Below are 12,960 nucleotides of genomic sequence, written 5' to 3'. Positions count from 1 at the left end.
GCGGCTAAAACCGCGCCCTTTTGCTTGTCATCCCCGCTTGTCAGAACTTTCGCGACAAAATATCTTTGCCATCAAGATTCTTTGTCATGGGGATAATGATGGACACGCGCGTAGAGCTGGAAAACCGGGTCGGGGCAGCGCTCATCCACATGATCCGCCGGGCCGAAGAAGCGCAGGAACGCGCTGCGCGGGCGCAGGGCATGCACCCCACCGATTTCCGCTGCATTGGCTTTCTTCACCTCAGGGGCGAACCAGTGAGCCCCGGCGACATCATCAGCCATCTCGGCCTCACCTCGGGCGCAGGCACGGCGCTGCTCGATCGGCTGGAAAGCGCCGGCTACATCACCCGCACGCGCCACCCCGACGATCGGCGCAGCGTGCTGATCGTGCTCGACCCGGAAGCGGCGGCCGAACCGCTGGCGCTGCACGAGCACATCAAGGCCGAATATCAGGTGGGGACGGCCGAGTTCTCGGACACCGATCTCGAAGCCATCGCCAAGTTTCTCAATCGCATCGAAGCGCTCTCGGCTGAACTCAACGAGGCGCTCTACGCACCGAAGGCCCCGATCAAGGTGGCCTCGTAGCCAATAACGATACCAACAATTCTCTGGAGGAAAGACTATGACTAGTGGGGGTGGGGCGAGGGCGCCTCACATCGTCGAACGCGGCCTGATGGGCCTGTTCGCCGTTGTTCTGGGCGTGATGGCCCTGATTTTTGTGGGCGGTGGCGGCTATCTCGCGACCCTTGGTGGCTCGCTTTATTACCTGGTTTCCGGCCTGCTGTTCCTCGTGGCCGCCGTGCTGTTGTTCCGCGGCCAGCGCCTCGGCGCCTGGGTCTTTGGCCTCACGTTGGCGGTCACCGTCATTTGGGCAATTTGGGAAGTCGGCTTTGATGGCTGGGCGCTCCTGCCGCGCCTAATGATCCCCGTTGCTTTCGGCATCTGGCTGCTGCTGCCCTGGAGCCAGCATGCCCTTTCCGGCACGTTGGATCTTGCCAAGCGTGTGCCTTTTGGCTCCACGGGCCTGATTACTTCGGCGGCGGTTGTTTCGGTGGCACTCGGCGCCGGGCTCTATGCCATCAGCGCCCCGAGCCTGCCGCAGGACCCGCGCTTCCAGACCGGCTTTGGCGCCTATCCCGCCGAGCCCAATGGCGCCGCGGCGCTGGGACAGACCGGTGCCGATTGGCCGTATTTCGGCGGCGATCAGGGCGGCCAAAAGTATACCCCGCTCGAGGAGATCACGCTCGACAACGTCAAAAATCTGGAAGTCGCCTGGTCGGTGGATGTGGGTCGCATTCCCGCCAACAATTCGACCCCGCTCAAGATCGATGACAGCATCTATATGTGCAACGGCTTCAGCCAGGCCTTTGCCCTCGATGCGGCAACCGGCGCCGAGCGCTGGATGTATGATGGCTCGGAAGGCCATGGCGGCACCTGCCGCGGCGTGAGCTACTATAAGGTTCCGGGCATGACCGGCGCCTGCGCCGAACGCGTGCTTTATGGCACGGCGACGGCAAAGCTCATCGCGCTCGATGCCCGCACCGGCGAACTCTGCGCCGATTTCGGCGAGGGCGGCCGTGTAGACCTCTTGGTCGGCATGCACGATTTTGAAGGCAAGATCATCGGCGGCTATTATTCCATCACCTCGGCGCCCACTTTCGTGCGCGGCAAGGTCGTGGTCGGTGGCTGGGTCACCGACGGTCAATATTGGGGCGAAGCCTCGGGCGTCATCCGCGCCTTTGACGCGGTAACCGGCGACATGTCCTGGGCCTGGGACCTTGGACGCCAGGACCGCACCGGCCTGCCGCCCAATGGCGAAAGCTATACGGTCGCAACGCCCAATAGCTGGGCGCCGGCCGTGGCCGACGAAGAGCTGGGCCTTGTTTACCTGCCCACGGGCAACGCGACCCCCGACTTCTTCGGTGGCCAGCGCCGCGAATTCGACGATGAGTTCAACTCGTCGGTCGTTGCGCTCGACGCCGAAACCGGGCGTCTGCGCTGGTCCTTCCAGACCAAGCACCATGATATCTGGGACCATGACGTCGCTTCACCCGCCTCGCTTATCGACCTGCCTGATGCTTCGGGCACGATCCGCAAAGCGCTGGTGCAGCCCACCAAGGCCGGCGAGGTCTTCGTGCTCGACCGCACGACCGGCGAGCCGATCTTCCCGGTCACCGAAACCCCGATGCCGCAGGATGGCGTCGTGCCCGAAGAGCGCAACTCGCCCACCCAGCCCTTCTCCAACAGCCTGCCATCCTTCCGCATGGCAACGCTGACCGAGGCGGACATGTGGGGCGTCTCGCCCTTCGACCAGCTCTATTGCCGCGTGAAATTCAAGGAAGCGCGCTACGAGGGCACCAATACCCCGCCGGGCCTGACGCCCTCGATCCAGACCCCCAGCACCTTTGGCGCGATGAACTGGGGTGGCGTTTCCGTCGATCCCCTACGCGGCATCATGGTGGTCAATTCCAACCGCTTCGCCAGCTATGTCCAACTGCTTTCCCGCGAGGATGCGGATGCTCGTGGGGCGAAGCCGCAGGGCGAATGGGGCGATCGTCGTGAAGTCGGCGGCCTCGTGGCCCAGGCCAATGTGCCCTATGCCGCGGCGCCCTATTTCTGGCTCACCGCGCTCAACGTGCCCTGTATCGATCCGCCCTACAGCTACCTGAGCGCGGTCGATCTGAACACGGGCAAGATGCTCTGGACCCAGCCCTTCGGCACCTCCAAGGGCAGCGGCGCGCTCGGCATCAACCTGCCGTTCGAGCTGACCCTCGGCACGCCGACGCATGGCGGCTCGATGATCACCGCCAGCGGCCTCGTCTTCATCGCTGCAGCCAAGGACAACATGCTGCGGGCATATGAACTGGCGAGCGGCAAGGAAGTCTGGAAGACCGAACTGCCGGCCGCCGGTGGCGCGCCGATCAGCTACACGCTCGATGGCAAGCAATACATCGCCGTCGTTGCCGGTGGTCAGGGCGCGATCCAGTCGCGCTTCTCGACCAAGGTCGTGGCCTTCAAGCTGCCGGACTAAAGCAAAAGGCGGCGCTCGGGCGCCGCCTTATTCCATCCGGCCAAGCACATCATCGAGCTTGCCGAAGAAGTCCTGCCAGCCCATGCGCGCGCCGTGATAGGCTTGGCTCTGGTCGGGGCGGAAGCCGGTCTGTTCCATGCGCAATTGCGTGCCGCTCGCGATGGGTGTCAACGTCCAGGTGACGACGCTTTCAAGCCCATAGGCGTCCCAGGAATAGGACAGCGTCCGGTTGGGCTCGATCTCCCTGACCTTGCAGTCGATGCCGCCCCAGTCGGTGGTGAAGCGGAAGCTGTGGCCCAGTTCGAGCGCGAAGTCGCTGCTCATCAGCCATTCCTTGATCAGGTGCGGCTGGGTCAGCGCCCGCCAGAGCTTTTCCGGCCTATGGGCAAAATCGCGCTCGATAACGACGGTGCGGATTTCGGGCGTGGTCTCAACCATGCGCGGGCCTACTTGGAATGATTTTGGACGATAGCGGCCTGGATCAGCGCCCTGAAACCGGCTTCGTCGATCTCGTCGCCTTCCTTGAAATCGATGGCCCTGCGCGTGCCGCCGGTCAGGCTCGAATTGAAAATGCTGGAGGGATCGGCAAGGGCAGCGCCCTTGGGGAAAGTGGTCTTTATCGCCGCCTTATAGGCTTCGCCGGTACAGATGATGCCGTCATGCGACCAGACTGGATTTTCCCATTTCCATTCTTCCACGACCTCGGGATCGGCCTCTTTGATCAGCGCTCGCACCCTTGCCAGCGTTTCCCCGCGCCAGCCGCCGAGTTCGGCAATGCGGGCATCGATCTTTTCGGATGCACTCTTTTCGGTCATTTCACCCTCACATCTTTTCGCCGGGCAACAGCACGGCCTGCTTTACCCAGGTGACGAACTGCTTCTCGTCGATCCCGGCCTCCTCGGTGACGTCATAATAACGCACGCCGGCAACTTTGGATTCCTTGGCCGGCATGGGTTTCAGTTCGGTGCCCTTGAAGAAGGTCACACGCACATGGGCCTTGAAGCAGTGCATGCTCAAAATCCAGGTTTCGCCATCGAGCCCATAAAGCGGCGTGTTCCACTTGACCGCCTTTTTCACCGCCGGCACGGTTTTCACCACCAGCGCGTCCACCTCGCGGCAGATGGCTTGTTTCCAGCCGGGCACGGCGGCGAGATAGGCTGATACCGGCTCATCGCCAAAACCCTTGCCGATCTGCGGATTGTCGCCCGAGAGCAGCACGACGCCGTCCTTGTTGGGCTTGAGCGGTTTTCTCTCCGCCATCACGCCGCGTCCTTGCCGCGCCGATGCCACTTGGCAAAATAGGGCAGGGCGAAGAGATAGGTGCCGGTCAGAAACAGCAGCAGCAGTGGAAAGAGCGGCACATAGGACATCCACATGATCGGCTCGGCCTGTGCCAAAGCGATCGATGTCGCGATCACGCTCAAAACGAAGGCGACCGAAATCCAGCGATGGGATGATCGGACCCAGCGCGGCCAGGCCGAACGGGGTGGTTTGGTGGTGATGTCACTCATTGGTCCATTCTCCTCAACATATCTTCCAGAGCGTCAAATCGGTCTTCCCAAAACCCCGCCATTTCCTTGGTCCAATCGACCAGGGGCCCAAGCGCGGCCAGTTGGGCACTATAGTGGGTTTGCCTGCCATCGATCCGTCCGCGCACGAGCCCGGCATCCTTCAACACGCCGAGATGTTTGGAGACCACCGGCTGGGACACCCCGGCCCCCGCAGTCAGCACCGCCACCGTCCGCTCGCCCTCGCGGCAAAGCCGCTCGAACAGCGCCCGCCTCGTGGGATCGGCCAAGGCCTTGAATACCGTGTCGGGGCCGATTTGCATTGGATCAATACCTGATTGGCTATTGATGTAATTCATAGCTCTGTGGCTATTTGAGAGTCAAGCCCGTTCTCAGGACACCACGTCGCGACCCAGCAAAAGCCGACGATTTTATGCAATTGCACCGGGTCGAAAAACGCTACCTTTACTCGGCTCGCGCATTTTACCCCGGAATCCCGGAGAAACGGCGATGACCGGCGGCGAGACAGAGCAGCTTTTGCGGCTGCAGACAGAAGTGTTGGAGGCCGTGGCCCAGGGTGAAGCCCTGCCGGCCATTGGGCGCCTGTTGTGCCAACGCGCCGAGCAACTTGCTCCCGAGGCCGTCTGCTCCATTCTCCTGGTCGATGAATACGACACCGTACGGGCGCTGGCCGCGCCGAGCCTGCCGAAATTCTATTCGGCCGCCATCAATGGCCTCAAGCTGGGGCCCAAGGCCGGGTCCTGCGGAACGGCGGCTTATCGCCGCGAAGAAGTGGTGGTCACCGATATTGCCATCGACCCGCTCTGGGACGATTTTCGCGCCCTGATCCTGCCACTCGGCCTCAAGGCCTGCTGGTCGACGCCCATCAAGAACCCTGCCGGTCGGGTGATTGCGACCTTCGCCTTCTATTTCCGCACCACCCGTGGCCCGACCGATACCGAACGCAATATCGTCGAGACCTGCGCCCATCTTTGCGCCCTCGCCATCGAGCACGAGCGCATCCGCGACCGCAATTTCCGTCTCGCCTACTATGACGTGCTGACGGGCCTGCCCAATCGTGGCCGGTTCAACGAGCTGCTAAGCGAGCATATCAGCATGGACCAGCCCTTCGGACTGATCCTGCTCGATATCGACCATCTCAAATCGGTCAACGACACGATCGGCCACGCGGCCGGTGACCGGCTGATCGCCACCGTCGGCGCGCGCCTCGGCGCCGTCCATCCGACACTCATCCCCTGCCGCCTCGGCGGCGACGAATTCGCCATCATCGCCCGTGGGTGCAGCAGCCACGACATGCTCGAACACTGGGCCAGCCTGGTGAGCGATACGACCACCGGCATGGTGGAAATGTCCGGCCAGTCATTTGAAGCCCACGTCACCATGGGCGGCGCGGTTTTCGGCGTCGATGGCACCGACGCCGACACGCTCTCGCAAAATGCCGACTTCGCGCTCTATCACGCCAAGGAAGCGCGCCGCGGCGGCTACATGGCGTTCGAGGCGGACCTGCGCACCGAAATGACGCATCGCATCGCTTTGGTGCGTCAGCTCGATCTCGCCCTGGCCGAAAATCGCGTCGAGCCCTATTACCAGCCCATCGTCAATCTAGAGACCAACGAGATCGTCGGGCTCGAAGCGCTGGCGCGGCTGCGCATGGGCGGCGAGGTCGTGTCGGTGGGAGAATTTCACACCGCCCTCACCGATCCGCGTCTCGCCTGCGAACTGACCGGAAAAATGCTCGAACAGGTGGCCGAGGATATGCGCGCCTGGCTCGATGCGGGCATCGATTTCCAGCATGTCGGGGTCAATGTCACGACGGGCGATTTCCAGCGCGGGGACCTTGCCGAACGCATCATCGACATTTTCGGCCGCGCCGGCGTGCCGCTCAGCCACATCGTGCTCGAGGTCAATGAAGCCGTGTTCATGGGCGGCAGCGACAAGCTCGTGCCTCATGCCGTCGAAGCGCTGCGCAGCCGCGGCATTCTCGTCGCGCTCGACGATTTCGGCACCGGCTTCGCGTCGCTGACGCATCTGCTCACCTTCCCCGTCGATATCATCAAGATCGACCGCTCATTCGTCACCCGGCTCGGTGTCGACGGGCCAAGCGAAACGGTGGTTTCCGGTCTCGTCGATATCGTCAAGAAGCTCGGCATGCGCATCGTCGCCGAGGGCGTGGAATACGAGGAACAGGCGTCAGCCCTGCGCCGTTTCGGCTGCCGGCTGGCCCAGGGCTACCTCTATTCGCGGCCGGTTTCAGCGCGCCAGACGACGGTCCTGCTCAATGCCTATGGCCAGGGCCGCCAGGGCGAAGCCGACAATTCCAGCCGCCGCCGCGCCTGAGTTTTCGGCTCAAAACAGCCTAAAAGTGCCGTGACAGGACGATGACAGGGAGCGTCCCTACAGTAAGGGCACGAACGCAACGACGTTCGCCTTTGTTCTGGGAGGATTTTTTGAACAAGCTGCTTCTCGCGGCGCTGGTTTCCGGCGCCCTCTCCATGCCCGCTTTTGCTGCCGACTACACCATTCTGGCGCCCGCTGCGCCCGGTGGTGGTTGGGACCAGACTGCCCGCACCATGCAGGAGGCGTTCACCGCCGAAGGCATTTCGGGCAATGTGCAGGTCACCAACGTTCCCGGCGCCGGCGGCACCATCGGTCTCGCCCAGTTCGCCAATCAGGATGCCGGCAACCCCAACGCCCTGATCGTCGGTGGCTATGTGATGGTCGGTGCAATCCTGACCAATATGTCGCCCGTGACCCTCGCCGACGTGACCCCGATCGCCCGCCTCACCGGCGAAGCCGTGGCCATCGTCGTGCCCGCCGCTTCCGATATCCAGACGCTGGATGACCTTGTGGCAAAACTCAAGGAAAACACCGGCGCTGTTTCCTGGGCCGGCGGTTCGGCTGGTGGCGTCGACCACATCACGGCTGGCCTCATCGCAAAGACCGTTGGTGTCGATCCGACCCAGGTCAACTACATCGCCTATTCCGGCGGTGGCGAAGCGCTCGCCGCCATTCTCGGTGGTCAGGTGACTGTCGGCATTTCGGGCATCAGCGAATTCGCTTCGCAGATCTCGGCCGGTGAACTGCGTCTCCTTGCCGTGTCGTCCGAAGAGCGCGTGCCGGGCGTCGATGGCCCGACCCTCAAGGAAGCCGGCGTTGATCTCGCCGTGCAGAACTGGCGCATGGTTGCTGCCGCTCCCGGCATCACGCCTGAGCAGAAGGCTGCCATCACCGCCGACATCAAGGCGCTGGCGACCTCGGCTTCCTGGCAGACCGCGCTCGAAACCAAGGGCTGGGTCGATACCTATCTCGACGGCGAGGCCTTCGATACGCAGCTTGCTGCCGACATCGCAGCGACCGAAACCATCCTGAAAGACATTGGCCTCGTGCAATGAGCACCGGCCAGTCCAACAGCACGCGCCGCCCCGATGGGGCGGCGCTCGTCATAGCGGTCATTCTCGCCGCTATCTCGATCATCATCTTCTGGCAGACGAGCCAGATGCGCGTGCCGCCCATCCAGCAGCGCGTCGGCCCGACCGTCTTTCCCCATATCGTGGCGACCGGCCTTGGGCTCCTCGCCATCGGCACGCTGATCTCGGCCCTGCGCAATGGTTTCCCGGCCCGCAGCAAGGACGATTACGGCCCCATCGCCTGGATCGTCGGCGGCCTCGTGGCGCAGATCCTGCTGCTCTCGACGGCCGGCTTCTCCGTGGCGACCGGCGTGCTCTTCGCGCTGACGGCCAGGGGTTTCGGGCGCGGTCCGCTGTGGCAGACCATTCCCATCGGCATCGTCTTCTCTTTCATCGTCTGGTTCATTTTTGCGCGCGGCCTGCAATTGTCGCTGCCGCAGGGACCGGTGGAACGCTTCATCGTGACGGGGAGCTTCTGAGATGAACACCTTCGAACTTCTCGGCCAGGGCCTCATTGCTGCCCTCCAGGTGCAGAACCTGCTCTATGCGCTGATCGGGGTGACCCTCGGCACCGCAGTCGGCGTGCTGCCCGGCATCGGCCCGGCGCTCACGGTGGCCCTGCTGCTGCCGGTCACCTACAATCTCGATCCGGCCGGTTCGCTCATCATGTTCGCCGGCATCTACTATGGCGGCATGTATGGCGGCTCGACCACATCGATCCTGCTCAACACGCCCGGTGAAAGCGCCTCGATCGTCACCGCGCTCGAAGGCAACAAGATGGCCCGGCAGGGGAGAGGCGGGCCCGCCCTCGCCACCGCCGCCATCGGCTCGTTCATCGCCGGCCTGATCGCGACGCTGGGCCTCGCATTCGTTGCGCCATTCGTCGTGAAATTCGCGCTGTCCTTCGGCCCGGCCGACTATTTCGCGCTCATGGTGCTCGCCTTTGTGACGGTCTCGGCCGCCTTTGGCGATAGCCCGCTGCGCGGCCTGACAGCGCTCTTCATCGGCCTTGGGCTCGGTATTATCGGCATCGACCAGCAGACCGGCCAGACGCGCCTCGCATTCGGGGTTCTGGACCTGCTCGACGGTATCGAGGTGACGACGCTTGCCGTCGCGCTCTTTGCCATCGGGGAAACGCTGAAGACCGCCGCCGACCGTGAACAGGTTGAGGCCTCGGTCATGGCCATCAAGGGCTCAGTGTGGATGACCATTGATGACTGGAAGCGGAGCTGGGGTTCCTGGCTGCGCGGCACCTTTATCGGCTTCCCCATCGGCGCCATGCCGGCTGGTGGCGCCGATATTGCGAGCTTCCTGTCCTACAGCGCCGAAAAGAGCTTTGCCAAAAAGCCCGAAGAGTTCGGCCACGGCGCCATCGAAGGCGTTGCCGGTCCGGAAGCTGCCAACAATGCTTCGGCCGCCGGCACGCTCGTCCCGCTGCTCACGCTCGGCCTGCCGACCACGGCGACCGCCGCGATCATGCTGGCCGGCTTCCAGCAATTCGGTCTCCAGCCCGGCCCGCTTCTGTTCGCCAACAATGCCAGCCTCGTCTGGTCGCTGATCGCGAGCCTCCTCATTGCCAATTTCATGCTGCTGGTGCTCAACCTGCCGCTAATCGGGCTTTGGGTGAAACTGCTCACCATCCCAAAACCCTGGCTCTATGCCGGCATCCTGACCTTTGCGACGCTCGGCACGCTGGGCGCCAATGGGGCCATGTCCATGGGATTTGGTTCGGTGCGCATCTCGTTCGAGCTGGTGCTGCTGCTGGTGTTCGGTGTGCTCGGCTATCTCCTCCGCCGCTTCGGCTATCCGATCGCGCCGGTGGTGGTGGGGCTCATCCTCGGCCCCATGGCCGAACAGCAATTGCGCCGCGCTCTCTCGATCAGCCAGGGCGACCCGGCCGTACTGTTCCACTCGCCGATTTCGCTGGTGCTCTACGCCGTCGCGATCATCGCGGTCGTACTGCCCATCATCATGCGCATGCGCGGCAAGGGCGCCGTCCTCGGACAATTGGCGAGCGACGAGGACTAAGGGCTCGGTCATCCCCACCATCGTCACCACCGGGCTTGTCCCGGTGGTCCCAAGCCATTCGCAAGAATGGCTGATGGAGGCGAGATGGATTGCCGGGACAAGCCCGGCAATGACGACGAACGAGAGATTTGCATCCGCTCATGCGGCGGGCGCATAGCAAAAAGCCCAAAAATAGAAAAAGCCCGGAGGCCAGGGAGGGAAACTGGCATCCGGGCTTTTGTGTCGGCTTCTAGCGCATCAGGCCGCAGGCGTTTTGGGAGGCAAAACGCCGGGAGGGAGGGGCGCGGCCCGCGCGGCTGTTAGCGGCCGATCGAGCGGAAGGCGTTGGGTTCGATACCGAGAGCCGACAGGTGCTTCGCCTTGGGCGCCCGGCCAGCCTCAACTGCTGCCGAAACCGCTGCGGCACTGCCGAAAACGGTAACGAAGGTGTCGAGGGTCGCAAAGAACTTGTTCTTGCGCGGGGTGCTCATGGTGGTCTCCTCTGTCGGACCCGGGACAATCCCAGATCGCTTCCATGACCCCTAGATGATCCTTATGAGGCCCGAGCGGTAGTGCGGCTCTCGTTATTCCAGCCATGCGCTGGGCGAATGGGAGCGGCGGGGGTGAGGTTCCGCGTCAGGTAGAGCGTGGTGCCGCCCATGAAGGCTTCGCTCTGTTCGATCTCGTAGCCGAGCTTCTGGTAAAGCGCGACATTGCTGGCAAAGGCCGCATTGGTCAGGAGGCGCAGCGCGCCGAGCCCGGCATGGCGCGCCAGTTGTTCGGCGAGGACCAGCAGCGCCTGGCCATGGCCGCGCCGCTGGTGGTGCGGGTGCACGGCGACGTTCTCGATCCAGAGATGGTCGGCGCAAAGGCAGGTCTGCAGCAGCCCCGCCACTTGCCCGTCGACGGTCAGAAGATCGAAGCGGAAATCGTGAATGGCCTCGGAATAATCCGCCAGCATGGGGCGCGGCTCGCGGCCGATGATGGGCGTCCATTTTGAATAGGCGGCGCGCACAACTGCGCGAATGGCCGGTACGTCTGCCGCGGTGGCCGTTTTGAAGGCGACGAAATGAGGAGGCATCACAAATCCGAAAACAAAAAACCTGCCAACCGGGCGGAGGCAGGTATGCGTTGAGTCGATGACGGCGTGATAAAACTCAGCCTTTTCGTCGCCCAGGCGCAAAGCCCCCGTCCACATGGGACTGGAAGCCACAACGTCGGAGTTTGGGCGTGGGATGCATCATGACAAATAATTGTCGTCGCTTGCGTTTTTCGTCAAGAGGGGCCGAAACGCATCCCCCGCAACGCGTCACCCTCGGGCTTGACCCGAGGGCTTTGCACTCGCCGTGTTGAAAAAGTGAAGTGTCCTTGGGTCGATCCCGAGGATGACGTTCAATGGATGCGGGCGCGCTTTCTCCAAAACAGAGATCCCCGCTTTCGCGGGGATGACACCGTGTTTGGAATGGGTTCCGAGGCGTCAGCCGCCGAGGCTTGGCAGCGTCAGATCGCCCGAGGTCAGCTTGCTCGCGGTGATCGCGGCATCGGCCTTTTCGCGCGGCAGTTCGAGGCTGGTCCAGACGCTGACCAGCGCATGGCGCAGTTCGAACACCATCTCGTCGGTATGGAGCGGGGTCGGGGTGATGCGCAGCCGCTCGGTGCCCTTGGGCACGGTCGGGTAGTTGATCGGCTGGATGTAGATATTGTGCTTTTCAAGCAGCATGTCGCTCGCGGCCTTCACGGCGCGCGCATCGCCCACGATCAGCGGCACGATATGGGTCGAGGTCTCCATCACCGGCAAGCCGGCATCGGCGAGGATCGCCTTGGTCAGCCGCGCCTGGCGCTGGTGCATCATGCGTTCGTGGCCATTGCCCTTGAGATGCTCGATCGACGCTCGAGCGGCAGCGCAGAGCGCTGGGGGCAGGGCGGTGGTGAAAATGAACTCGGGCGCATAGGAGCGCACGGCATCGATGATGGCCTTGTTGGCGGCGATATAGCCGCCCATGACGCCAAAGCCCTTGGCCAAAGTGCCTTCGATAACGTCGATACGATCCATCAGGCCTTCGCGCTCGGCAATGCCGCCGCCGCGCGGGCCATACATGCCCACGGCATGAACTTCGTCGATATAGGTGAGCGCGCCGAACTCTTCGGCGAGGTCGCAGATTTCCTTGATCGGGGCGATATCGCCATCCATCGAATAGACGGATTCAAAGGCGATCAGTTTCGGCCGCTTGCGATCGACCTGGCTCAGCAGTTCGCGCAGATGCGCCACGTCATTGTGCCGGAAAATCTTCTTTTCCATGCCCGACTGGCGCACGCCCTGGATCATCGAGGCGTGGTTGAGCTGGTCCGAGAAGATGATGCAATCGGGAAGAAGGCGGGCAATGGTCGAGATAGCCGCCTCGTTGGACACGAAGCCGGACGTGAAAACCAGTGCCGCTTCCTTGCGATGCAGGTCCGCGAGCGAACGCTCAAGCTCGACCAGCGGGCGGTTGGTGCCCGAAATATTGCGCGTGCCACCGGCGCCGACGCCCATGGCGCCAGCCGTCTGCTGCATTGCCGTCACGACTTTGTCGTGCTGGCCCATGCCCAGGTAGTCATTGGAGCACCAGATGGTGATTTCGCGGGCATTGTCCGCATCATCGCGATAGATCGCCTTGGGAAAACGGCCTGCGACACGTTCGAGATCGGCAAAGACGCGATAGCGCTTTTCTGCCCGCAGCGTGTCAACTGCATCCTCGAAGATACCACGATAGTCCATGGGGCCGATCCTTTACGCCTGCCGCTGGCACTGGCAGGAATGCCAATGTGGCTGCATCGCACCCTACTTATTGGGACGGCAACCGCATTGATATATGTCAATTCGACGCGCAGCCGGACATTCCCCCGGCGACGATTTCAAGAACCATTCTAAAGTTTCATCACGCATCTGCCAATGGCAGATTGCAGCGTCTGCGCTTGCAGATCGCAGCGTCTGCCATCAGCAGATC

At 62.9% G+C, this 12,960-nt stretch carries 14 protein-coding genes; 6 read left to right on the top strand and 8 right to left on the bottom strand.

Annotation, left to right across the window (positions count from 1 at the left end; all coding sequences use genetic code 11):
- Positions 1-98 precede the first annotated feature (98 nt).
- Together ABW043_RS04100 and ABW043_RS04095 are read left to right on the top strand one after the other, a co-directional pair.
- Entirely contained in the window at positions 99-584 is a 486-nt protein-coding gene (locus tag ABW043_RS04100; RefSeq protein WP_353919961.1) for a MarR family winged helix-turn-helix transcriptional regulator, read from the top strand.
- A gap of 37 nt (positions 585-621) precedes the next feature.
- Positions 622-3,030, top strand: coding sequence for a membrane-bound PQQ-dependent dehydrogenase, glucose/quinate/shikimate family (locus ABW043_RS04095; RefSeq protein ID WP_353919960.1), 2,409 nt, complete (start codon positions 622-624; stop codon positions 3,028-3,030).
- Between the two features lie 27 nt (positions 3,031-3,057).
- On the opposite strand, the gene ABW043_RS04090 is transcribed toward ABW043_RS04095, so the two are convergent.
- The 5 genes from ABW043_RS04090 to ABW043_RS04070 are packed head-to-tail and all read right to left on the bottom strand — an operon-like array spanning position 3,058 to position 4,861.
- A complete protein-coding gene (locus ABW043_RS04090; protein WP_353919959.1) occupies positions 3,058-3,468 on the bottom strand; it encodes an SRPBCC family protein in 411 nt (136 codons plus the stop codon).
- A gap of 8 nt (positions 3,469-3,476) precedes the next feature.
- The gene (locus ABW043_RS04085; protein WP_353919958.1) at positions 3,477-3,845 is read right to left on the bottom strand and encodes a DUF1801 domain-containing protein; all 369 of its coding nucleotides are present in this window, start codon (positions 3,843-3,845) and stop codon (positions 3,477-3,479) included.
- A gap of 7 nt (positions 3,846-3,852) precedes the next feature.
- Positions 3,853-4,290, bottom strand: a complete 438-nt coding sequence (locus ABW043_RS04080) for a DUF1801 domain-containing protein (RefSeq protein ID WP_353919957.1) — start codon at positions 4,288-4,290, stop codon at positions 3,853-3,855.
- Entirely contained in the window at positions 4,290-4,541 is a 252-nt protein-coding gene (locus tag ABW043_RS04075) for a hypothetical protein (protein WP_353919956.1), read from the bottom strand. Before ABW043_RS04075 ends, ABW043_RS04080 begins: the two co-directional genes overlap by 1 nt.
- Entirely contained in the window at positions 4,538-4,861 is a 324-nt protein-coding gene (locus ABW043_RS04070) for an ArsR/SmtB family transcription factor (protein ID WP_353919955.1), read from the bottom strand. Before ABW043_RS04070 ends, ABW043_RS04075 begins: the two co-directional genes overlap by 4 nt.
- A 187-nt stretch (positions 4,862-5,048) precedes the next feature.
- Here ABW043_RS04070 and ABW043_RS04065 point away from each other — a divergent pair, with 187 nt between their 5' ends.
- The 4 genes from ABW043_RS04065 to ABW043_RS04050 all read left to right on the top strand — a co-directional run bounded on the left by ABW043_RS04065 (position 5,049) and on the right by ABW043_RS04050 (position 9,994).
- Entirely contained in the window at positions 5,049-6,896 is a 1,848-nt protein-coding gene (locus tag ABW043_RS04065) for a putative bifunctional diguanylate cyclase/phosphodiesterase (protein WP_353919954.1), read from the top strand.
- Between the two features lie 155 nt (positions 6,897-7,051).
- Complete coding sequence (locus tag ABW043_RS04060; protein WP_353919962.1) at positions 7,052-7,951, top strand: Bug family tripartite tricarboxylate transporter substrate binding protein; 900 nt, start codon at positions 7,052-7,054, stop codon at positions 7,949-7,951.
- Positions 7,948-8,445 carry a tripartite tricarboxylate transporter TctB family protein gene (locus tag ABW043_RS04055; protein WP_353919953.1) on the top strand — a complete coding sequence of 166 codons (498 nt, stop codon included), beginning with the start codon at positions 7,948-7,950 and terminating at the stop codon, positions 8,443-8,445. Before ABW043_RS04060 ends, ABW043_RS04055 begins: the two co-directional genes overlap by 4 nt.
- 1 nt (position 8,446) lies before the next feature.
- Positions 8,447-9,994, top strand: coding sequence for a tripartite tricarboxylate transporter permease (locus ABW043_RS04050; RefSeq protein WP_353919952.1), 1,548 nt, complete (start codon positions 8,447-8,449; stop codon positions 9,992-9,994).
- Between the two features lie 299 nt (positions 9,995-10,293).
- On the opposite strand, the gene ABW043_RS04045 is transcribed toward ABW043_RS04050, so the two are convergent.
- From ABW043_RS04045 to hemA, 3 genes are all read right to left on the bottom strand, one after another.
- Positions 10,294-10,464: a hypothetical protein gene (locus ABW043_RS04045; RefSeq protein ID WP_353919951.1), complete on the bottom strand. Its 171-nt coding sequence runs from the start codon at positions 10,462-10,464 to the stop codon at positions 10,294-10,296.
- A gap of 62 nt (positions 10,465-10,526) precedes the next feature.
- Positions 10,527-11,054: a GNAT family N-acetyltransferase gene (locus ABW043_RS04040; RefSeq protein WP_353919950.1), complete on the bottom strand. Its 528-nt coding sequence runs from the start codon at positions 11,052-11,054 to the stop codon at positions 10,527-10,529.
- A gap of 396 nt (positions 11,055-11,450) precedes the next feature.
- A complete protein-coding gene (gene hemA / locus ABW043_RS04035; protein WP_353919949.1) occupies positions 11,451-12,731 on the bottom strand; it encodes a 5-aminolevulinate synthase in 1,281 nt (426 codons plus the stop codon).
- Positions 12,732-12,960: the final 229 nt, after the last annotated feature.

This window comes from Devosia sp., from assembly GCF_040509215.1.
Taxonomy (GTDB): domain Bacteria; phylum Pseudomonadota; class Alphaproteobacteria; order Rhizobiales; family Devosiaceae; genus Devosia.
The sequence above is the reverse complement of the archived record's forward strand: the minus strand, read 5'-3'. Positions and strand labels throughout refer to the sequence as shown.

Coding starts and splice junctions, on each gene's coding strand:
- ABW043_RS04100 (WP_353919961.1), top strand. CDS start 99: ATGGACACGCGCGTAGAGCTGGAAAACCGGGTCGGGGCAGCGCTCATC.
- ABW043_RS04095 (WP_353919960.1), top strand. CDS start 622: ATGACTAGTGGGGGTGGGGCGAGGGCGCCTCACATCGTCGAACGCGGC.
- ABW043_RS04090 (WP_353919959.1), bottom strand. CDS start 3,468: ATGGTTGAGACCACGCCCGAAATCCGCACCGTCGTTATCGAGCGCGAT.
- ABW043_RS04085 (WP_353919958.1), bottom strand. CDS start 3,845: ATGACCGAAAAGAGTGCATCCGAAAAGATCGATGCCCGCATTGCCGAA.
- ABW043_RS04080 (WP_353919957.1), bottom strand. CDS start 4,290: ATGGCGGAGAGAAAACCGCTCAAGCCCAACAAGGACGGCGTCGTGCTG.
- ABW043_RS04075 (WP_353919956.1), bottom strand. CDS start 4,541: ATGAGTGACATCACCACCAAACCACCCCGTTCGGCCTGGCCGCGCTGG.
- ABW043_RS04070 (WP_353919955.1), bottom strand. CDS start 4,861: ATGCAAATCGGCCCCGACACGGTATTCAAGGCCTTGGCCGATCCCACG.
- ABW043_RS04065 (WP_353919954.1), top strand. CDS start 5,049: ATGACCGGCGGCGAGACAGAGCAGCTTTTGCGGCTGCAGACAGAAGTG.
- ABW043_RS04060 (WP_353919962.1), top strand. CDS start 7,052: ATGCCCGCTTTTGCTGCCGACTACACCATTCTGGCGCCCGCTGCGCCC.
- ABW043_RS04055 (WP_353919953.1), top strand. CDS start 7,948: ATGAGCACCGGCCAGTCCAACAGCACGCGCCGCCCCGATGGGGCGGCG.
- ABW043_RS04050 (WP_353919952.1), top strand. CDS start 8,447: ATGAACACCTTCGAACTTCTCGGCCAGGGCCTCATTGCTGCCCTCCAG.
- ABW043_RS04045 (WP_353919951.1), bottom strand. CDS start 10,464: ATGAGCACCCCGCGCAAGAACAAGTTCTTTGCGACCCTCGACACCTTC.
- ABW043_RS04040 (WP_353919950.1), bottom strand. CDS start 11,054: ATGCCTCCTCATTTCGTCGCCTTCAAAACGGCCACCGCGGCAGACGTA.
- hemA (WP_353919949.1), bottom strand. CDS start 12,731: ATGGACTATCGTGGTATCTTCGAGGATGCAGTTGACACGCTGCGGGCA.